17 protein-coding genes are annotated in these 19,425 nt (G+C 60.7%); 10 read left to right on the top strand and 7 right to left on the bottom strand.

Annotated elements, in window-relative coordinates:
- The first annotated feature begins 255 nt into the window (after window positions 1-255).
- The 7 genes from JMN22_RS22975 to JMN22_RS22945 all read left to right on the top strand — a co-directional run bounded on the left by JMN22_RS22975 (window position 256) and on the right by JMN22_RS22945 (window position 8,115).
- Complete coding sequence (locus JMN22_RS22975) at window positions 256-969, top strand: FKBP-type peptidyl-prolyl cis-trans isomerase (RefSeq protein ID WP_030142016.1); 714 nt, start codon at window positions 256-258, stop codon at window positions 967-969.
- Between the two features lie 294 nt (window positions 970-1,263).
- Window positions 1,264-1,719: a YkvA family protein gene (locus tag JMN22_RS22970; RefSeq protein WP_030142015.1), complete on the top strand. Its 456-nt coding sequence runs from the start codon at window positions 1,264-1,266 to the stop codon at window positions 1,717-1,719.
- Between the two features lie 114 nt (window positions 1,720-1,833).
- Window positions 1,834-2,175, top strand: coding sequence for a helix-turn-helix domain-containing protein (locus JMN22_RS22965; protein ID WP_030142014.1), 342 nt, complete (start codon window positions 1,834-1,836; stop codon window positions 2,173-2,175).
- On the top strand, window positions 2,172-2,543 hold the full coding sequence (locus JMN22_RS22960) for a hypothetical protein (RefSeq protein WP_003179080.1): 372 nt from the start codon (window positions 2,172-2,174) through the stop codon (window positions 2,541-2,543). Before JMN22_RS22965 ends, JMN22_RS22960 begins: the two co-directional genes overlap by 4 nt.
- Window positions 2,544-2,945 carry an SEL1-like repeat protein gene (locus tag JMN22_RS22955; RefSeq protein WP_198798096.1) on the top strand — a complete coding sequence of 134 codons (402 nt, stop codon included), beginning with the start codon at window positions 2,544-2,546 and terminating at the stop codon, window positions 2,943-2,945.
- 214 nt (window positions 2,946-3,159) lie between these two features.
- Window positions 3,160-7,806, top strand: a complete 4,647-nt coding sequence (locus JMN22_RS22950) for an RHS repeat-associated core domain-containing protein (RefSeq protein ID WP_198798095.1) — start codon at window positions 3,160-3,162, stop codon at window positions 7,804-7,806.
- A 3-nt stretch (window positions 7,807-7,809) separates the two neighbouring features.
- Window positions 7,810-8,115 (top strand): hypothetical protein, encoded by a 306-nt coding sequence (locus tag JMN22_RS22945; RefSeq protein ID WP_198798094.1) that lies wholly within the window; start codon window positions 7,810-7,812, stop codon window positions 8,113-8,115.
- Between the two features lie 202 nt (window positions 8,116-8,317).
- Here JMN22_RS22945 and JMN22_RS22940 read toward each other — a convergent pair whose 3' ends face one another.
- Both JMN22_RS22940 and JMN22_RS22935 read right to left on the bottom strand, forming a co-directional pair.
- Entirely contained in the window at window positions 8,318-10,105 is a 1,788-nt protein-coding gene (locus JMN22_RS22940) for a bifunctional diguanylate cyclase/phosphodiesterase (RefSeq protein WP_030142364.1), read from the bottom strand.
- Between the two features lie 130 nt (window positions 10,106-10,235).
- Window positions 10,236-12,314: a carboxy terminal-processing peptidase gene (locus tag JMN22_RS22935; protein WP_187293361.1), complete on the bottom strand. Its 2,079-nt coding sequence runs from the start codon at window positions 12,312-12,314 to the stop codon at window positions 10,236-10,238.
- Window positions 12,315-12,453: 139 nt separating this feature from the next.
- Here JMN22_RS22935 and JMN22_RS22930 point away from each other — a divergent pair, with 139 nt between their 5' ends.
- The 3 genes from JMN22_RS22930 (at window position 12,454) to JMN22_RS22920 (ending at window position 15,075) form a co-directional block, all read left to right on the top strand.
- Window positions 12,454-13,416 carry a zinc-binding dehydrogenase gene (locus JMN22_RS22930; RefSeq protein ID WP_030142362.1) on the top strand — a complete coding sequence of 321 codons (963 nt, stop codon included), beginning with the start codon at window positions 12,454-12,456 and terminating at the stop codon, window positions 13,414-13,416.
- A gap of 232 nt (window positions 13,417-13,648) precedes the next feature.
- Complete coding sequence (locus JMN22_RS22925; RefSeq protein ID WP_030142361.1) at window positions 13,649-14,284, top strand: DUF1326 domain-containing protein; 636 nt, start codon at window positions 13,649-13,651, stop codon at window positions 14,282-14,284.
- Between the two features lie 2 nt (window positions 14,285-14,286).
- Window positions 14,287-15,075, top strand: a complete 789-nt coding sequence (locus JMN22_RS22920; RefSeq protein WP_030142360.1) for a DUF2182 domain-containing protein — start codon at window positions 14,287-14,289, stop codon at window positions 15,073-15,075.
- A 216-nt stretch (window positions 15,076-15,291) separates the two neighbouring features.
- Here JMN22_RS22920 and JMN22_RS22915 read toward each other — a convergent pair whose 3' ends face one another.
- From JMN22_RS22915 to JMN22_RS22895, 5 genes are read right to left on the bottom strand one after another with little or no spacing between them, the layout of a single operon-like run.
- Window positions 15,292-15,945, bottom strand: a complete 654-nt coding sequence (locus JMN22_RS22915; RefSeq protein ID WP_198798093.1) for an HAD family hydrolase — start codon at window positions 15,943-15,945, stop codon at window positions 15,292-15,294.
- 34 nt (window positions 15,946-15,979) lie between these two features.
- The gene (locus tag JMN22_RS22910; RefSeq protein WP_030142358.1) at window positions 15,980-16,969 is read right to left on the bottom strand and encodes an ABC transporter ATP-binding protein; all 990 of its coding nucleotides are present in this window, start codon (window positions 16,967-16,969) and stop codon (window positions 15,980-15,982) included.
- Window positions 16,966-17,766: an ABC transporter permease gene (locus JMN22_RS22905; protein ID WP_030142357.1), complete on the bottom strand. Its 801-nt coding sequence runs from the start codon at window positions 17,764-17,766 to the stop codon at window positions 16,966-16,968. Before JMN22_RS22905 ends, JMN22_RS22910 begins: the two co-directional genes overlap by 4 nt.
- Window positions 17,753-18,589 carry an ABC transporter permease gene (locus JMN22_RS22900; RefSeq protein ID WP_198798112.1) on the bottom strand — a complete coding sequence of 279 codons (837 nt, stop codon included), beginning with the start codon at window positions 18,587-18,589 and terminating at the stop codon, window positions 17,753-17,755. Before JMN22_RS22900 ends, JMN22_RS22905 begins: the two co-directional genes overlap by 14 nt.
- 5 nt (window positions 18,590-18,594) lie before the next feature.
- Window positions 18,595-19,401, bottom strand: a complete 807-nt coding sequence (locus JMN22_RS22895) for an alkaline phosphatase family protein (protein ID WP_198798092.1) — start codon at window positions 19,399-19,401, stop codon at window positions 18,595-18,597.
- Window positions 19,402-19,425: the final 24 nt, after the last annotated feature.

Here is a 19,425-nt window from a genome sequence, read left to right as displayed (position 1 = left end):
TTTTTTGATATGTCCTTATGCCTCAGTGCCGCCTGGCCGGCAAGTGGCCATTACCCTTGGGCTGCAGGGGGGCGGCAATCCGTCTCTGTACGAAATCGATGACAGATGCTTCATCTTCCTGGGATTAAAAAGCGTTTGCCGACCTGAACTTATCATCGGTTTGCGGCTCACATGCCGGTAGCCATTGGTCGTGGCCGCCTGATAAGCTCGCGGCTTTACTCGATTGCCCTTTAGGCGCATGAACAAGGAAATAGCATGAAACAGCATCGGTTGGCGGCGGCGGTAGCCCTGGTTGGCCTGGTACTCGCGGGTTGCGACTCGCAGACCAGCGTAGAGCTGAAAACCCCGGCGCAGAAAGCTTCCTACGGTATTGGCCTGAACATGGGCAAGAGCCTGGCTCAGGAAGGTATGGATGACCTGGACTCCAAAGCGGTTGCCCAGGGCATCGAAGATGCCGTCGGCAAGAAAGAACAGAAGCTGAAAGACGAAGAATTGGTCGAGGCCTTTGCCGCACTGCAAAAGCGTGCCGAAGAGCGCATGGCCAAGATGAGCGAAGAGTCGGCAGCTGCCGGCAAGAAATTCCTCGAGGAAAACGGCAAGAAGGCCGGCGTGACCACCACCGCTTCCGGCTTGCAGTACGAAGTGGTCAAGAAAGCCGACGGCGCACAGCCCAAGCCAACCGACGTAGTGACCGTTCACTACACCGGCAAGCTGACCAACGGCACCGTGTTTGACAGCTCCGTTGAGCGTGGCAGCCCGATTGACCTGCCGGTTAGCGGCGTGATCCCGGGTTGGGTCGAAGGTCTGCAACTGATGCACGTCGGCGAGAAATACAAGCTGTACATCCCGAGTGATCTGGCATACGGCGCCCAGAGCCCGAGCCCGGCCATTCCTGCCAACTCGGTCCTGGTGTTTGACCTTGAACTGTTGGCGATCAAGGATCCGGCAAAAGAAGACGCAGCCAAGTAATCGCGTCTGCTATAAAGACAACGCCTCGCTTATGCGGGGCGTTGTTGCATTCGGCTTTCGGTAAACGATCAAAAAAACCGAACCCCCGCTGCAGGCCACAGTCATAGGCAATACGGGCCCTGTGCTAGACGCAGTCGACCCATCAAGTCAATGAAATATTGGGTTTTTTTATGTGAGTAAAAAACGCCCGATCTAAGCCGGGCCCTTATAAAACGGGGGCTTCAGCGGTGAAACGCAGCTCTGTTCACAAGGTTATCCACAATTTGTGTGGATAACATTTCAGCGGGAGAAAAAATGAAGGCGCCGTGGAATTTCACGCGATTCCTGCCCTTGGCGGGACGGCTGCTGGCCCGCGGCAGATTGCCGACGTTGCTGTTTGCCGTTGCCAGCAAGGGTGCCCGGGAAGGCGGTCGACTGGGCAAGCTCAAGGACGACCTGCGCTTGTTGCAGGCGCTGTGCCTGGCCTACTGGCGTGGCGAATACCGGGCGGTGAGCGCCAAGTCGTTGCTCTCGGTGGTGGCGGGGCTCATGTACTTCCTCAGTCCCCTGGATGCGATTCCAGACTTGCTGCCCATGTTTGGCATGTTTGACGATATCGCCGTGCTGGCGTGGATCATGAAAACCCTCGACGACGAGCTGAGTGCGTTCCGTGCCTGGCGTGACCGGCAATCCCCCGAGAAACTCGCGCTGGTCGAAAGACTCCCCGACACCCCGGAACAGCTGCAGCTCCAAGGTCCAAAAAAGACCTGATTCAGTCCGTTTCCCTTCAGAACTTCATCGCCCCGCGACCTTGGCTGCTATTTAGGATTACACTTCCTAGGAAAAAAGCTGACTCGCAAAGTGTTGTTGTCCTACGGGGTGTTCATGGATATTCAAATAATCACACGCGACGGAGAGCCCGAGTACGCGGTTTTACCGTGGGATCAGTACCAGTCGTTATTGAAGGCAGCCGGCATCAATCAAGCTCCGTCGCGTGAGGCAAGCGTCTCGCATGCGGCGGCACCCGGCCAGGATCTCCCCGGCCTGGATCAACTGCGCAGTCTGCGCGAAGGGAAGGGCATCGCCATCGAGGCGCTGGCCCGCACGGTAGGCATCAGCCCGTCTTATCTGGCCATGATCGAAAGCGGTGAGCGTCAGCCCGACGCCGCGATCAAGCGCAGTCTGGCCTGGGAACTGACGGTGCCGGGTTGGAGGGATGAATCGTGAGTGTACGGATCAGTCGGCAACATTGGGACGGGTTGTTGGGTGAGTTGGACCAGGCGCGTCGCCAGCGCCATTTATTGACATATCGCGCCTTGCTGGAGCGCTTGCAACTTCCCAGCCCGGCCATGCAGACGTTGACCGCGGCGCTTGAACATCTGGCGGCGCTGGATGCGCGGGCCGAGCAACCGCTGCGCAGTTCGCTGGTCATCAGCCAGGGTGCCAGCCGACTGCCACGTACGGGCTTCTTCGAGTGCGTTGAACGTCTTGGACGTTTTTCCGGCCCCTCCGACGGTGTGGCCGCCGCGTCCTGGCATGCTTCGGAAGTGGTCCGCGTGTTCGAATACGAGTACCCCGAATCGGCGGAGGCCTGAATGCTCTGGCGTATCAAGGCCCGGGCCGGTTATTGGCTCGCGCGCCGGTTGTTTCATTGGTCATGGTTCGTTCGGCAGCCACGCGGGTGGGCCTGGCTGGAGGGCCAGTTCGCACGCATGGCGAACCTGGGCGACGTCAGTGCTCAAAGCTTTTATGGCCATATCCTGACCTTTCGCGGCCAAGGCCTGGGCGCCAGGGAAGAGGGCGTTCGTCTGCTGCGATTGGCTGCACTGGCCGGTGATGGCAAGGCCGCCTACCAAGTGGGTGTCATCAGCCTCGCTGGGACTTCCACCAAAGCGCCCGACCCGGCCGAAGCGGCGCGTTGGTGGACCCTGGCGGCAAAGGCTGGGCACCCATTGGCCGACATCAAGCTCAAGGGGCTCGACGACCAGAATCCGTAGCGTTATCCACAGGCTGTCTGGCCAGTGTTGTTCCCCCGTCTTGGGGGCCGGTCCTGTAGGGCCAATTAAAGAACGATCCTACGAGCTGCGTCTCCTTATCTGACTTATTTTTCCTGCCGTCCCCGGCAAAGTCTCGCGCTTCCCGATTTCTCGCGAGATGCTCCTCCATGCCCGACCGTTTTTTCCTGCTGCCTCATGGCCGAGCCCCGTCCTGATGGATCAGGTGCGCCGAATCGAGGAGGCACTCGACGACTTCAAGGACACCCTCCCTCTTTACCGCGAGCAGCTCGAAAGTTGGTACAGCCGGGCTGCGGACCGGGCCAGCCAAGCAGCCGACCTGCCTTCACTGATGGGCATGGAGCGGCTGATCCGTTTCGGCGACGGCATCACCGCTGTCAGTATCCAAGACAAGGATTTTCTCTCTTCCGTCGCCCAGTGCCCGCAAGGCGGGAGCATGACGATCGAGAGCAAGCTCGAGTCTGTGTATGACATCCCGCTGGGCGACATCGTGGTCGATGTGGTGTCGGTGGACACGGGCGAAGTCACTCCAGTCACGCTTGACGCCCAGGGTATCGGGACTTTCAAGGGCGAGGCGGGGCGGTCCTATCGGGTTTACGTCCAGGGCGACGTATCCCCCAAGCAAATTGACGATCTGTTTTCTTCCTACGACGGCTTGAGCTCCGATCTGACGGACTGGCTGCGCGGCGAGTGGCAGGGGTTCAAGCCGCAGTGGGCCCAGCAGTCGTTGGCGACTTCGGCGGCAGCGGTGGGCAATGGCTTGCTCGCGGGTGGTTGGGCGGCGATCGAAGGCGTGTGGGACAGCATCGGTTTGCTGTCGGACATCCTCAAGGATCCCAGCCAATTTGGCGACCGGTTGGGCAGCAGTGCGGACGACTTGATCAAGCTTGCCGAGTCGGCACCACAGGTCATGGCCAAGCTCCAGTTGTTGGTCAGTGACGAAGCGGCCCTGTGCTTGCTGGTGCGAACTGCAATGCTCTGGCTGGAGATGCTGCCACCCAGTGAGTTGGCGGGCGGGACAGCGGCGGCAGTCGCTTCGATGGTCGTGCAATTGGCGATCGATCTGCTGATCGGCGTGGTGCTGACCTTTGTCGGTGTGGGGGCGGGCATTGCCTATTTGACGATGCGCTTGTTCCGGTACGGCGCACGGCTGCTGGACGCGGTGAAGCGTTTTATCAGCGGCATTTTCGCGCTGGTGAACGGCTTCATGGGCTACGTCGACCGTTATAAAACCGTGGCGGCGCGAGGCATCGCCGCTGGTGTAAAGAAGGGACGGATGCAGTTGCGCTGGGACGCGCAGCGCAACACCACGCTGAAAAAGCAGGAACACCACGACGACGTCCCCACCCAATCGACAAACCCCAACGGCGACCCGGCCGACAGCGCCGCCCAGACCCGCACCCACGGCTGCCCGGTGTCGATGGTCACCGGCGAAGAACTGCTGACCCTGGAAGACGGCATCCTCGACGGACGCTTGCCGTTTACCTTCACCCGCCTCTACCGCACCAGCGCCGCCGAGCTCGACATCGGCCTCGGCCGCGGTTGGAGCCATGCCCTGGCCCATCGCCTGCTGATCGAAGGCGAGCAGGTCATCTGGCTCGACCAGGAAAACCGTCGCACCACCTTTCCCCGGCCCAGCCTGCAACGCCCGGCCATCCACAACAGCCTGGCCCGCGCGGCGATCTACCTGAGCAATGAGCCGGACGAACTGATCATCGCCCAGCCCGGCGAAGACGCCCCTTTCCTACACTTTCGCGACGGTTGTCTGATCGCCCTGAGCGATCGGTACGACAACCGCCTGACGATCCAGCGCAACATCTACGGTGACATCAGCCGGCTGGACAACGGCGCCGGACGCTGCCTGCGTTTACGCTACGAACACCGCCACCTGGTCGCCATCGACTACCAGAGTTTTCACCCGGCGCCGACCCGCGACGAAAGCTGGCGCACTGAACAAACACTGGTTTCCTACCGCTACGACGGCCGTTTCCGACTCATCGAAGCGACCAACGCGGCTGGCGAAAGCGAGCGCTACGACTACGACGACCAGCACGTCATCCTCCAGCGGCAACTGGCCGGCGGCGCGAGTTTTTACTGGGAGTGGCAGGGCTCCGGTCCGGCGGCGCGCTGCGTGCGGCACTGGGCGTCGTTCGCGCAGATGGACAGCCGCTACACCTGGGGCGAGGACGGCAGCGTCACCGTTCACAACCTTGATGGCAGCCAGGAAGTCTACGTCCACGACGATCGCGCGCGACTGGTGCGCCAGGTCGATCCCGCCGGCGGCGAGCACCTCAAGGCCTATGACGAACAGGGCCGGCTGATCGCCGAGCAAGACCCGCTCGGCGCCGTCACCGAATACCGTTATGACGAAGTCGGACGGCTGGTGGCGCTGATTCCGCCTGAAGACGAGCCCACGTCCTACGAATACCGCAACGGTTTCCTGCACACCCGGCAGCGCGGCAAAGCCGTGTGGACCTACCGCCGCAACGACCACGGCGATGTCATCGAGGCCATCGACCCGGACGGCCAAAGCACCTGGTATCACTACGACGGCCAAGGGCAACTGAAAACCATCAGCTACCCGGACGCCAGCGCCCATTATTTTGTGCGCAACCGCCTGGGCCAGTTGACGGAAGAAACCCTGCCCGACGGTAGCCAGCGGTGTTTTTCCTACGACGCCCAAGGGCATTTGCTGACCCGCCAGGACGAACACGGCGCCATCACCCATTACCAATGGGACCCCGTGGGCCGCTTGCTGCAAACCACCTTGCCCGGCGGCGCGACACGCGCCTGGCGCTACAACGCCTACGGCAAGGTCATCGCCGAGCAGGACGAGCTGGGCCGCACCACCCGCTATGAATACGCCGACGATTTGCACCTGATCAGCCGTCGCCTCAACCCCGACGGCAGCGAACTGAAATATCGCTACGACTCGGCGCGGCTGTTGCTGACGGACATCGAGAACGAATCCGGCGAACACTACCGGCTGGACTACACGTCCAACGGACTGATCCGACAGGAAACCGGCTTCGATGGCCAGCGCACCGGTTATGCCTACGACCTCAACGGCCACCTGCTGGAAAAGACCGAGTTTGGCGCCGATGGCAGTCAGCGCATCACTCACTACCAGCGTGACAGGGCTGGCCGCCTGGTGCGAAAAACCTTGCCAGATGGCGAGGCGGTCGATTACCGCTACGACGCCCTTGGACGCTTGGTCAGCGTCGACGACGGCCATTGGCCGCTGGCTTATGAATATGACCATCAGGACCGCCTGGTCGCCGAACACCAGGGCTGGGCCACCCTGCGCTATCGCTATGACAGCGTCGGTCGTTTGATCCACTGCCGACTGCCCGACCGCAGCACCCTCGACTATCGCCACGCCCGCGGCGGCGCGCTGATCGCCATCGACCTCAACGGCACCTGCCTGACCGAACACCGTTTCAAGGGCGGCCGCGAAACCCAACGCCAGCAAGGCCTGCTGCTCAGCGACTATCGCTACGACGAGCAAGGTCGCCTCAAGGCCCAAACCGTGTGGCAGACCGAGCAGCACCAATTGTTCTGGCGCGATTACTCCTACAGCGCCAACGGCAACCTCGCCGCCCTTTCTGACAATCGAAACCGCCGCAGCTACCAGTACGACGCGCAAGATCGCCTGGTCCGCATCGACCATGCCCACAGCCAAGGCTCCGAACGCTTCGCCCACGACCCAGCCGGCAACCTCTTGCTACAAGACCGCCCCGGCCCGACCACCCTCAAGGGCAACCGCCTGCTCATGGAGGGTGACCGCCATTACGACTACGACGCCTACGGCAACCTCATCCGCGAACGCCGCGGCAAAACCCAGTGCCTCGTCATCCAATACCGCTACGACAGCCAACACCGCCTCATCGGCGTCACCAGCCCGGACGGCAACGAAACGTCCTACCGCTACGACGCCTTCGGCAGACGCATCGAAAAGACCGTGGCCGGCCAGATCACGGAATTCATCTGGCAAGGCGATCAAGTCATCGCCGAAAGCAGCGATAGCCACTATCAAAGCTACGTCTACGAGCCCGGCACCTTCCGCCCCCTCGCCCTGCTCGAAGGCGAAGGCCCGGACAACGCCACGCCGTTCCACTACCACAACGACCACCTCGGCACGCCTCAGGAACTGACCAGCCACCAAGGCGAAATCGTCTGGGCCGCGCGCTACAACGGCTACGGCAAACTCACCGAACTGCGGCACGGCAACGGCAAGCGCCTGGAACAACCGCTGCGCTTCCAGGGCCAATACCACGACCGGGAAAGCGGCCTGCATTACAACCGGCACCGGTACTACAATCCGGAGACGGGGCGGTATCTGACGCTGGATCCGAGCAAGCTCAAGGGCGGGCTCAATGGGTACCGGTACACCCTGAACCCGACGGGCTGGGTGGATCCGTTGGGGTTGGAGGATTGTCCAGGAAAAGGTAAATGCGCTCCTGAACAGGGCGATCAAGCTCCTGGACACAAAACGAGTGTCAACAAAGGTACACCCAAGCTTCCAGATGTCGAATGGACAAATCACGGTAATAAGCATGTTTCTCCAAAAGCGCCTTGGCCCGCCGTTGTAAAATCTACTGCCAACGGTGGTGCTGCCAGATATTTACCGGGTACTGATATTGAAGCACTGGAGCGTTATGTTTTTGCAAACGGACAAAGTGTTAATAATGGGAAGCCATGGAAAATTATGGATCTGGGACGAACGGTCGGAGCAAACGACGGCAAAGAAACTCGATATATGAGAGTTGAATTGAGCGCCCGCACAATACACGGGCACCCGATATCCGAAGAATCGTTTAAAAAATTCACCAAGAAGAAGTAATTGATGAACACTCAGAAAATAAACGAGCTTGGCGGAAAAATAACATTTGATGATATTTCGCATTTAAACCAAACAGCGGAGCCAACGCTGCTTATAGATGACCTGAAAGAGGACCTGTTTCAAGTCAGCTTCCCCTTGGATCAAATTTTAGATATCGGTTGGTACCCGGAATTTTGTAAGGATGGCCACTTTAGAGTCGTTCTGATATCAGAATCTAACTGGGATACTCCAATACACTGTGAATACGCAAAGAACTGGGCGGAGCTGGAAGAAGTACTAACGAACGCGCTAAATAAACTAAAAAAGTAGGACTTGGCAATAGGGTCAGATGATTTGAGTTGATGCTGCCTGCTAAACCGCTTTCGCGAGCAGGCTCGCTCCCACAACGGATCAGCTAAAAGCCTGACACAGGCTACTCGGCCAACGGGGCTGCTACGCAGCCCAGCGGGAGCAAGCTCCCTCGCCACAGGATTTGTAGCTGCCATTCCGTTGGGGTGAAGGCAACCCACTTTCACACCGACAGCCCCAACTCCAGGACCGGTGCCTGCTCGATCGCACCATTAATCAAGTACACACTCCCGCCCACAATCTCCTTGGCATGATGCTTCGCCTGTGAAGCCATCTCCGCCAACTGGCTGGCATCCAGCTCTCCGCAGGCCTCGGAACGCAGGTGCACCACCCCAATCGACAGCGACAGCAACGCAAATTCCTGCCGCACTCCCTGGCGGTTCAGCGCGGTAAAACATCCAGCCTCGAGATGTTCGGGGCGGTAGAAGCGGCGGCAGTGGGTTTGGAAGTCGTTGAGGAGTTGGGTCAGGCGTTTGCGCCAGTCATCCGGGCCGAGGACCAGCAGGAAGTCGTCGCCGCCGATGTGGCCGACGAAGTCGCGGCTGGGGTCGATGCGTTCGTTCAGGCATTGCGCCAGGCAGAGTAGGACTTCGTCGCCGCGGCCATAGCCATAGATGTCGTTGAAAGGTTTGAAGCTGTCGATGTCGACGTAGCAGATCACCGATTCCTGCCGTTGCTGCAACAGGCGGGTCAGGCATTGCTGGATCGGCACGTTACCGGGCAGCAAGGTCAGGGGGTTGGCGTAGCGGGCTTGCTGGATTTTCAGCTCCGTGATGAGTTTGAGCACGTCGATGACCCGGCCCAATCCCATGTAGTTGCCGTTGAGGGTGATGATGAAATCTTCTTCGATGCGTTGCCGGGCGCGGCTGGTAATGAGCCGGCTGACTTGCTGCAGCGACTGGTTGAGTTCCACCGCGAGGAAGTCGTCGCTCATCAGGCGGCTGATGGGTTTGCGCGCGAACAGGTCGGTGGCGAAGGGTTTGAGCAGGGCGTCCGAGAGTGAATGGCGATGGACGATGCCGCACGGTTGGCCACGGTCATCCAGTACCGCCAGGGAGTTGAGGTTGGCCTGGCGGCGGAACGCGTCCAGGACTGCCGCCGTCGGTGTGTTGTGGGTCACTGCCGGTTGTTCGTTGAGCAATGCGCCAAGGTCGTTGACTTCGTCGCCCAGTGGCGTCGTGCCGCTGTCTGAGCGAGGCATCAGCGCCTTGGCGTCGTGGGATGGGTATTCCTGGGGCCGGGCGAGCAGGTAGCCCTGGACCAGATCGACGCCCATCTCGATCAACACGGCCAGTTCTTCCGGCAGTTCGATCCCTTCGGCGATCACCTGGGCCCGTGAGGCCTGGGCAATCTTCAGGATCGAACCGACGAACTCGCGCTTGAGCGCGTCCTGGTGAATGCCGTCGATGAAGTGGCGGTCGATCTTCACATAATCCGGCCGCAGTTCCGACCAGAGCCGCAAGCTCGAATAACCGGCGCCGAGGTCATCCAAGGCAATCGAAAAACCCATGGCCCGATAGTGATGCAAGGCGGTTTGCAGGAGCTGGAAATCATCGATCGGGGTTTGTTCGGTCAGCTCGATGACGACCTGGCTGGGCGAAATGCCGAAATCTTGCAAGAGCTGCAAGGTACGACCGGTCTGGTGCGCCGCTTCGAGCAAGGATTCGGGCGACACGTTGAGGAACAATTTGCCCGGCAGCTTTTGCTCATTGAAGCGTTGGCAGGCGCTGCGTCGGCAGGCCAGTTCCAATTCGGTGAGCCGTCCGGCCTGGCGGGCCACGGACAGTAATGCGATAGGGGAGTGCAGCGGGCTGTTGGACGGGCCGCGTGTCAGGGCTTCGTAGCCAACGATACGTCGCTCGGAAAGGCAGATGATCGGCTGGAACAGACTGTGCAAACCGCTTTGAGTCAGGATTGAGCTCAAGGCACTCAGCTGTTCTATCGTGGTCATGGCGATCTCTGGCGATAAAAAAAGGACTGGGCGCAACCCCTGCTGGGGTGCGCCCGGTCCTGTATTTCACGACAGACTGATGTCAGTTTGATGACACTCCGACGAGCGTCACCATTAAATGGCCATCATCTCAGTGCTTGGCGACCGCCGTGTTGAGTTTCAGGTAATCCAACAGGATCCGCCCGGTTTCGCTCAGGTAGGCATCGTCCTCCGGCTTGGTCTTTTCCGGTTCGGTGATGAGGTCTTCGTCTTCTTTCTTCAGCTCTTTGAGCGGCTCTTCGCCCTTGGCCTTGCGACGCAGGTTTTCCATCGCCAGTTGCTTGGCCTCGATGTCGGCATGCTGCGCCCGGCGATCGGCTTCGTTGAGGCTGACGGTTTTCTCGGTCATCAGCTTTTGCGCCAAGGCCAGCTTGTCGCGAATGAACACAAACTCCGCGTCCTGGGCCGTGCGGGCGTCATGCTCGGATTTCAGCTGGGCCAGGTACGGCTTGAACGGGTCCACGGCTGGCTTGATCGCAGGTCGGATGGTGTCCCACGGCATGGCCTCGGGCAGGGCGCTTTCACCGATTTCCTTGGTGTCGATGATCGACGGGTAATCGATGTCAGGCAGCACGCCCTGGTGCTGGGTGCTCTGGCCGGAGACCCGGTAGAACTTCGCCAGGGTCAGCTTCAGTTCGCCGTGGTTCAGCGGCTGGATGGTTTGCACGGTGCCTTTGCCGAAGGTCTGGCCGCCGATGATCAGCGCGCGGTGATAGTCCTGCATGGCGCCGGCAAAAATCTCCGAGGCCGAGGCCGACAGGCGATTGACCAGCAAGGCCATCGGCCCTTTGTAGAACGCGCCCGGATTTTCATCTTCCAGCACATCCACCCGGCCATCGGCGTTACGCACCAGCACGGTCGGGCCTTTGTCGATGAACAGGCTGGTCAGCTCGGTGGCTTCCTGCAAGGAGCCGCCGCCGTTGTTGCGCAGGTCGATCACGACGCCGTCGACTTTTTCCTTCTGCAATTCGGTCAGCAGTTTCTTCACGTCGCGGGTGGTGCTCTTGTAGTCCGGATCCCCGGCGCGGAAGGCCTTGAAGTCGAGGTAGAACGCCGGGATCTCGATGATGCCGAGCTTGTAGTCCTTGCCGTCCTGCTTGAGGTTGAGGACCGACTTTTTCGCGGCCTGTTCTTCCAGCTTCACCGCTTCACGGGTGATGGACACGACTTTACTGGTCTGGTCGTTCGGCGCATTGCTGGCCGGAATGACTTCCAGGCGAACCACCGAGCCTTTCGGGCCACGGATCAGCTTGACCACTTCGTCCAGGCGCCAGCCGACCACGTCGACCATTTCCTTGCTGCCCTGGGCGACACCGATGATCTTGTCTGCCGGGCCGACCTGCTTGGTCTTGTCTGCCGGGCCAGCTGGCACCAGGCGCACGATCTTGACCTGGTCGTTGTCGCTCTGCAGTACCGCGCCAATCCCTTCGAGGGACAGGCTCATGTTGATGTCGAAATTTTCCGCGTTATCCGGCGACAGATAATTGGTGTGCGGGTCGTAGGACATCGCGAAGGTGTTGATGTAGGCCTGGAAGACGTCCTCGGCGCGGGTCTGGTCCAGGCGCGCCAATTGGTTCTTGTAGCGCTTGGTCAGGGTTTCCTGGATCTGCTTGGAATCCTTGCCGGCGATCTTCATGCGCAGCACTTCGTCCTTGACGCGTTTGCGCCAGAGGTCGTCGAGTTCGGCCGTGCTTTTGAGCCAAGGCGCATCCTTGCGGTCGACCAGCAAGGTTTCCTTGGCATTGAAATCGATCTTGTCGACGCCCTTGTTCAACTCCGCCAGGGCGTAGTCCAGGCGCGCCTTGACGCGATCCAGGTAGCGCTTGTAGATGACGAAGCCGGCGTTCAGGTCGCCGCTCTTGAGGAAGTCGTCGAACTGGGTCTTCCACTTGTCGAATTCGGCAATGTCGCTGGCCAGGAAATAACTGCGCGACGGATCAAGCAGCTTCAGGTAGCTGTCATAGATGATGACCGAGCGTGCGTCATCGAGCGGCGGCTTGCTGTAGTGATGGCGCTTGAGCAGCTCGACGACGTTGAGGCTGGCGATCACCTCGTCGCGATCGGGCTGAAGCTTGTCCCAGCTGTTGGCCGCAAACGTATTGCTCGAAAGCGTCGAAACGCCGAGGCCAATGAAAAGGGCAAGTGCAGTACTGGGGAACAAGTGCTTCATGCTGATTCGACGCAGGGACAATTGATAACGCATATTAGGCCGTCTTTGAAGTCGCCGGTTCCATGTGGCCCGGGCGCATAATGCAAGAAAGCCCGGCGTTGAAGCAGCGGGCCCAGTCGAGACTCACTATGGAGGCACCGTGAAAGCATTGCAAGGCGTTGAAGGTCAAGTGGTATGGGCAGATGAGCCGAGTCCGGCCTGCGATGCGGGGCAAGTTCGCATCCGTGTGGCGGCCGCCGGCCTGAACCGGGCCGATTTATTGCAGAAAGCCGGGCATTATCCACCGCCTCCGGGCGCCAGCCAGGTGCTGGGGCTCGAGTGTTCCGGGGTGATCAGCGAAGTCGGGCCTGGCTCTTCCTGGCAGGTCGGCGACCGCGTCTGCGCCCTGTTGGCGGGCGGTGGGATGGCCGAAGAAGTGGTGGTCGACGGCCGCCACGTGCTGCCGGTACCTGAAGGCCTGTCGATGGCTGAAGCGGCCGCGCTGCCTGAGGTCTACGGCACCGCGTGGCTGAACCTGTTCCAGCTTGCCGGGTTGCGGCCGGGTGAAAAAGTGCTGCTGCACGCCGGTGCCAGTGGCGTCGGCTCGGCGGCAATCCAGCTCTGCAAGGCGTTTGGCAACCCATGCTGGGTGAGCGTCGGTTCGGCGGATCGGCTGGCCTATTGCGAGGCGTTGGGGGCCCAGGGCGGCGTGGTGCGCACCGACGATATCAACAGCCTGAACGACTTCGCGCCGTTCGATGTGATCCTCGATCCGGTCGGCGCGAACTACGCCAGCCTCAACGTGAAACTTTTGTCAGTTGACGGCCGCTGGGTATTGATCGGCCTCATGGGCGGCCGCACGACCGAACTCGACTTGGCCCAGGTGCTGGGCAAGCGCATCCAATTGCTCGGCTCGACCCTGCGCAGTCGCAACGATCAATTCAAGGCCGATCTGATCAGCGAACTGGGGCAGCAGGTATGGCCGTTGTTCGCTGATAAACGCTTGAGCCCTCAGTTGGCCCGGACGTTTGCGGTCACCGATGCCGAAGCGGCGTTTGCGGAACTGGCGACGAACACGGTGTCCGGGAAGTTGGTGCTGGTGGTCGATGAAAGCTTGAGCTGATGCAGATCCTGTGGGAGCGAGCTTGCTCGCGATAGCGGCGTGACAGTCAACAAGGCTGTTGAATGCTCGACCGCCATCGCGAGCAAGCTCCCACACAGGAGGCAAGGGCGACTCCGGCACGCTGACCTTTGGTCGGCAGCCCGTATCCGATGCGCGCGCCCTGCTAGCGTTAATCAATGAGGGGATGGGGTAACCGCAGCTTTTATTTCACCGCCAGGTGAAGAGAGTGATCATGGCCATCGCCGAATGGCGCATGCAGGGCGTCGAGTTCATAGCCTGCAACTGCAATTGGGGCTGCCCGTGCCAATTCAATGCGCCACCGACCCATGGCCACTGCCAGGCAGTGGCGTCGATGCGGGTGGAACGCGGGTATTTCGAGCAAGTCACGTTGGACGGCTTGTGCTGGGCCGCCACCTTCGCTTGGCCGGGCGCTATCCATGAGGGCAAAGGCAGTTGCCAGGTGTTCATCGATGAACGCGCCGACGAGGCGCAACGCCAAGCCCTGCTGACTATCCTCTCTGGCCTGGAGAGCGACCCCGGGGCCAACGTGTTCCAGGTGTTCAGCAGCACCATGAGTGAGGCGTTCGAACCACAATTCGTGCCCATCACCCTGTCCATCGATGTCGACCAGCGCCTGGCGCACCTGGACATTCCAGGCGTGCTGCAGGCCAGCGGCGAGCCGATCCGCAGCCCGATCGACGGCTCGCCTCATCGCGTCCGCCTGTCCCTGCCCGAGGGCTTCGAGTTCCATGAGGCCGAAGTCGCCAGCGGCAGCTACCAGACGCATTCAGCCCTCAAGCTGCAATCCCAGGGCAGCCATAGCCACCTCGCCCACGTGCACTTCACTGGCCACGGCATAGAGCCGTAGCGATGGAAGCACCTCAGGCAGTGACCCAGGGCAGGCGACTGACTGGCGAGCAGTGGTTATTGGTGTTCTGCCTGCTCGCGCTGACCGCCCTGGCCTGGCTCATGCTGCTGCGCATGGCCCGCGACATGAGCGCGCCGGGTGGCATGGCTGATGCGGCAATGGCCGGTATGGTCATGCCTTGGAGCCTGGCCGATGCGCTGCTGATGTTTGCCATGTGGGGGGTGATGATGCTGGGCATGATGCTGCCCAGCGCATTGCCCATGTTGCTGATCTATCAGCAGATGCTGCGCAAGTGCATGCCGTCACCGAAGCGACACTTGGCCTTGCTGCTGTTCTGCAGCGCCTATGGCCTGGTCTGGGTCGGCTTCGCCTTGGGCGCCACGGCGCTGCAATGGGCTCTCGAACAACTGGCCTTGCTCAGTCCGGCGATGCGCAGCAGCAGTACTGCGTTGGGCGCTGGCCTCCTGCTGGTCGCGGGTGTCTATCAGTGGCTGCCCAGCAAGGCGGCCTGCCTCGAACATTGTCGCGGGCCGTTGCATTTTCTTCTCAGCTACTGGCGCCCCGACGTGCTCGGCGGCTGGCGCATGGGCCTGGCCCATGGCGCTTATTGCCTGGGCTGCTGTTGGGCGCTGATGGGGCTGCTGTTCGTAGTCGGCGTGATGAACCTGTTCTGGGTGGCAGTGATCGGGGCCTTTATCCTGCTGGAGAAAAACCTGCCCCAGGGGCTCTGGCTCAGTCGTATCTGTGGTGTGTTGTTGATCGGCTGGAGTTTTTGGCTGCTGCTGGGTTGAACCTGTGGGCGAGCAAGCTCGCACAGGTCTTGTATTCGCAGGCTTGGATCGCCCCCGTGGCGAGGGAGCTTGCTCCCGCTGGGTGGCGCAGCCGCCCCAATCGGGACGGCGCAACTATCCAGGTAGACCGCGTCAGCCGGTTTTACGACTGCTTCGCAGCCGAGCGGGAGCAAGCTCCCTCGCCACGGGGACCGGAGTGTTTTTCTCGTCCGGGGGTTATTTCCAGCTGTGGATTGGCCACCCAGCCAATTCAGCATGGGCCTTCAAAACCTGGTCCGGGTTCACCACATGCGGGTAATCCACCCGCAGCAGCAACGGCAAGTCGTTGCGCGAATCGGAGTAGAAGCTCGCGCCTTCAAGGTTCTCCTCTTCGGCATCCAGCCAATCCAGCAACCGGGTGATCTTGCCTTCGCGGTAGGTCAGGGTGCCCACGGTCTTGCCGCTGTACACCCCGTGGGCAACTTCAAGCTCGATCGCCAGGATCTCATCGATGCCCAGGCGTTCGGCAATCGGCTTGACCAGGTGCGTGCCCGACGCCGAGATCACCAGGATCCGGTCGCCGGCCTTGCGGTGTTCGGCGATGGCCTTGGTGGCGTCGCTGAAGATGATCGGCTCGATGAAATCCTCCACCCACGGTGCAACCAGATGCTCGATCTCCTCCGGAGTGCGGCCGATCATCGGCTCCAGGCTGAAGTCCATGTACTCTTCCATGCGCAGCTTGCCATGGCTGTAGGCGTCCATCAGCTCGTTGTTGCGCCGCATGAACGACTCCGGATCGACCCAGCCCAGGCGTCCCATCTGTTCGCTCCAGAGGGTGGCGCAGTCGCCGTGGATCAGGGTTTCGTCCAGATCAAAAATTGCCAGGGCCATCAGCGCGTTTTCCTTCTCAAAATCAACAAGGCCGTCAGGCTACCTCACACAGGGCCGACGGATCGATGGAAAGTGCCAACCGGGCACCGTCAGGATGCAGGTCGGCGGCCGAGCGATTGAGCACATCCACCACCAGTTCCACGCCACGGGCCTCGACCCGGTAGCGGATCACGTTGCCCAGCAGGCTGTGGCTGCGGATCAGCGCATCGGGTTCGCCGTTGCGACTCAGTTCGATGGCTTCCGGGCGAATCGCGATGCGACCGTTCACCGGGCGTTGCAGCAGTTTGGTGGCGCTGTCGGCGTCCAGCAGGTTGTAGTTGCCAATGAAACCGGCGGCAAACACATCGACTGGTGCCGTGTAGAGGGTCTCGGCATCGCCGCTCTGTACGATCTTTCCCTGGTTCATCAGGAAAATCCGGTCAGACATGGTCAGGGCTTCTTCCTGATCGTGTGTGACAAAGATCGTGGTCAGGCCCAATTCGCGCTGGATCTGTCGGATCTGCTCGCGCAGGTGCTTGCGAATCCGTGCATCGAGGGCGGACAGCGGCTCGTCCAGCAACAACAGGCGGGGCCGTGTCACCAGGGAACGGGCCAAGGCCACGCGCTGGCATTGGCCTCCAGAAAGTTGATGGGGGTAGCGCGCGGCAAAGTCGTGCAGCTCCACCAGGCGCAGGATCTCCAGCACCCGCTGGCGGCTGTCCGAGGCGTCGACCTTTTGCATGCGCAGGCCAAAGGCGACGTTCTGCTCCACGGTCATGTTGGGGAACAGGGCGTAGCTCTGGAAGACCATGCCGATCCCGCGTTTTTGCGGGCTCAAGGGGACGATGTCCTGGCCGTCCAGCAGGATCTTGCCGTCATCCACCGCCGTCAGGCCGGCAATGCAGCGCAACAGCGTGGACTTGCCGCAGCCGGAAGGGCCGAGAAGGGTGACGAATTCGCCCTTGTGGATCTCACAGTTGATGTCGCTGAACACCGGCGTGCCGGCGTAGCTTTTTTGCAGGTGTTGGACGCTGACGTAGCTCATTGGCTTTTGTCCTTGTTCAAGATGTTGGCCGCCCAGGTCAGGACCAATACGAAGAAAAAGTAGGAAATCACCAGCGCACTGGTGAAGTGACCGCTGCTGTTGCGCATGTTGTTCAGGTACACCTGCAACGTTTCATAGCGGGTGCCGACGAGGATGTTGGCAAACACGAACTCGCCAAACAGGAACGAGAAGGACAGCAGCAGCGCCACCATCAGGCCCTTGCGCAGGTTTGGCAGCACCACCAGCAACGCGGCCTGGAAGGTGCTGGCGCCGAGCAGTTGCGCGGCGTCCATCAGGTCGCGCAGGTTGATGGCTTGCAGATTGTTGGTGATCGCCCGGTACATGAACGGCAGGGCAACGGTGAAGTAACAGCCGATCAGGATCCACGGCGTGCCGACCATCGCCAGCGGCCCGGAACCATAAAGTTGCAACAGTCCCACTGACGACACCACTGGCGGCACCGCGAAGGGCAGCAGGATGAGAATGTTCATCAGCGCATCGAGCTTTGGAAAGTGGTAATGCACCACGAACAGCAGCGGCAGGATCAGCACCACCGACAGCACCAGCGCCCCCACACAGACAATCAGGGATTGGCCGAAAGCATGGAGAAAACGCGGATCGCTCCACAACTGCACATACCATTTGAAGGTGAAGCCGCTGGGCAGCACGGTGGCCGACCAACTGCTGGCGATGGAGTAGATCAGCGTGCCGGCCAGGGGCAGCAGCAAAATGGCGAATAGCAGGTAAACCACTGCCCGATGATAGAGCCCGGCAGGGCCCGATTCAGCGCGAGACATGGTAGCTCCTCTTGAGCAGCAACTGATGGACGACGGTCACCAGGGTCATCAACGCCACGAGCACCACGGCCAGGGCGCTGGCCATGTTCGGGTCGAGGGAAATGTCGCCGGAGACCATGGCCGCGATGCGTATCGGCAACACGTTGAAGTTGCCGGTGGTCAGCGCATAAACCGTCGCGTAGGCGCCGAGGGCGTTGGCCAGCAGGATTACGAACGTGCCTAGCAGCGCCGGGGTCAGCACCGGCAAGCCGATGTGTCGCCAGAACTGCCAGCCGTTGGCGCCGAGCAGGGAGGCGGACTCGCGCCAGTCTTCACGCAGCGCGTCAAAGGCCGGGTAGAGCAGCAGCACCCCCAGGGGAATCTGGAAATAGGTGTAGAGAATGATCAGCCCGGTTTTCGAATACAGGTTGAAATCCTCGATGATCCCCGCCTGCTTGAGCATGATCGTGATGCTGCCGTTGAACCCCAGCAGGATGATGAAGGCGAAGGCCAGGGGCACGCCAGCGAAGTTGCTGGTCATGTTCGCGAAGGCGTTGACGAAGTTGCGCAGCCGCGAATCGACCCGGCGCAGGGAATAGCTACCGAGCACGGCGATGATGATGCCGAACACACTGGACCAGAAGCTGATTTCCAGGCTGTGCTGGATCGCCTGCCGGTAAAACTTCGAACTGAAGATCTTGCTGAAGTTGGCGAGGCCCCAGCCGAACTCTTCCGATTCCAGGCTGTTGACCAGCACCCACAGCAGCGGGGCGATCTGGAACACGATAAAGAAAATCGCGAAGGGCACCAGGCACAACGCTGCCAGCCATTTGCCGCGCGTCATGGCGTTCACTTGAGCAACTCCTGGCAATAGGGTTTGTCGTGGGCGATGCCGAGCAATTGGCAAATCGTGCCGCACAACTCGGTCTGCCGAGGGGCAGCGTTGGCGTCCAGGCTGAAGCCGTTCCCGAGGACAAACAGCGGCACTTCCCGTTCTTCCGCCAGTAGGCCGTTGTGGGAGCGGTCGTTGTTCATGCCATGGTCAGACGTCACCAGCACCTGATAACCGGCGTCGAGCCAGGCTTGCAGGTAGACCGCCAGGTTGATATCGGCCGAGCGGGCGCTGTTGCGGTATTGCGGCGTATCGAGGCCATGTTTGTGCCCGGCGTCATCGATGTTCATCGGATGCACCAGCAGGAAGTTCGGCGAGTAGCGCTGGCGCAGGTGCTCGGCGTCGGCGAACAGATGGGAATCGGGGTAGTGGTCATTCCAGTAGAAATGCCCGTACTGAATCGGCAGGTCGGGGTTTTCGGTGTGACGATCACGACCGGCGACGAAGGGTGAAACGTTGTAGAGCTCACTGACCCAATGATAGGCAGCGGCTGCCGTACCCAGGCCGGCCTCGGTGGCGTAATGGAAAATGCTGCGCTGGTTCGAGAGGCGCGAGACATTATTGTGCACGATCCCGCTGTCGATGGGCACGACGCCGGTAAGGATGCATTCGTAGAGCGGGCGGGACAGGGCGGGCAGTTCACATTCCAGTTTGTAGAGCGCCGCGCGTCCTGCGCCGACATAAGCCTGCAAATGTCCCATGGCGTGCCGGGCAACCTCGTAATTGAGGCCGTCGAGCACCACCAGGATGACGTTGTGCTTCATGGGGACCGGGACTCCGGACAAGAA

Source organism: Pseudomonas sp. HB05, assembly GCF_016756915.1.
GTDB classification, from domain to species: Bacteria; Pseudomonadota; Gammaproteobacteria; order Pseudomonadales; family Pseudomonadaceae; genus Aquipseudomonas; species Aquipseudomonas alvandae.
Note: the sequence above shows the minus strand (reverse complement) of the source record. Positions and strands in the feature narration are given on the sequence as shown.

Coding starts and splice junctions, on each gene's coding strand:
- JMN22_RS22975 (WP_030142016.1), top strand. CDS start 256: ATGAAACAGCATCGGTTGGCGGCGGCGGTAGCCCTGGTTGGCCTGGTA.
- JMN22_RS22970 (WP_030142015.1), top strand. CDS start 1,264: ATGAAGGCGCCGTGGAATTTCACGCGATTCCTGCCCTTGGCGGGACGG.
- JMN22_RS22965 (WP_030142014.1), top strand. CDS start 1,834: ATGGATATTCAAATAATCACACGCGACGGAGAGCCCGAGTACGCGGTT.
- JMN22_RS22955 (WP_198798096.1), top strand. CDS start 2,544: ATGCTCTGGCGTATCAAGGCCCGGGCCGGTTATTGGCTCGCGCGCCGG.
- JMN22_RS22950 (WP_198798095.1), top strand. CDS start 3,160: ATGGATCAGGTGCGCCGAATCGAGGAGGCACTCGACGACTTCAAGGAC.
- JMN22_RS22945 (WP_198798094.1), top strand. CDS start 7,810: ATGAACACTCAGAAAATAAACGAGCTTGGCGGAAAAATAACATTTGAT.
- JMN22_RS22940 (WP_030142364.1), bottom strand. CDS start 10,105: ATGACCACGATAGAACAGCTGAGTGCCTTGAGCTCAATCCTGACTCAA.
- JMN22_RS22935 (WP_187293361.1), bottom strand. CDS start 12,314: ATGAAGCACTTGTTCCCCAGTACTGCACTTGCCCTTTTCATTGGCCTC.
- JMN22_RS22925 (WP_030142361.1), top strand. CDS start 13,649: ATGGCCATCGCCGAATGGCGCATGCAGGGCGTCGAGTTCATAGCCTGC.
- JMN22_RS22920 (WP_030142360.1), top strand. CDS start 14,287: ATGGAAGCACCTCAGGCAGTGACCCAGGGCAGGCGACTGACTGGCGAG.
- JMN22_RS22915 (WP_198798093.1), bottom strand. CDS start 15,945: ATGGCCCTGGCAATTTTTGATCTGGACGAAACCCTGATCCACGGCGAC.
- JMN22_RS22910 (WP_030142358.1), bottom strand. CDS start 16,969: ATGAGCTACGTCAGCGTCCAACACCTGCAAAAAAGCTACGCCGGCACG.
- JMN22_RS22905 (WP_030142357.1), bottom strand. CDS start 17,766: ATGTCTCGCGCTGAATCGGGCCCTGCCGGGCTCTATCATCGGGCAGTG.
- JMN22_RS22900 (WP_198798112.1), bottom strand. CDS start 18,589: ATGACGCGCGGCAAATGGCTGGCAGCGTTGTGCCTGGTGCCCTTCGCG.
- JMN22_RS22895 (WP_198798092.1), bottom strand. CDS start 19,401: ATGAAGCACAACGTCATCCTGGTGGTGCTCGACGGCCTCAATTACGAG.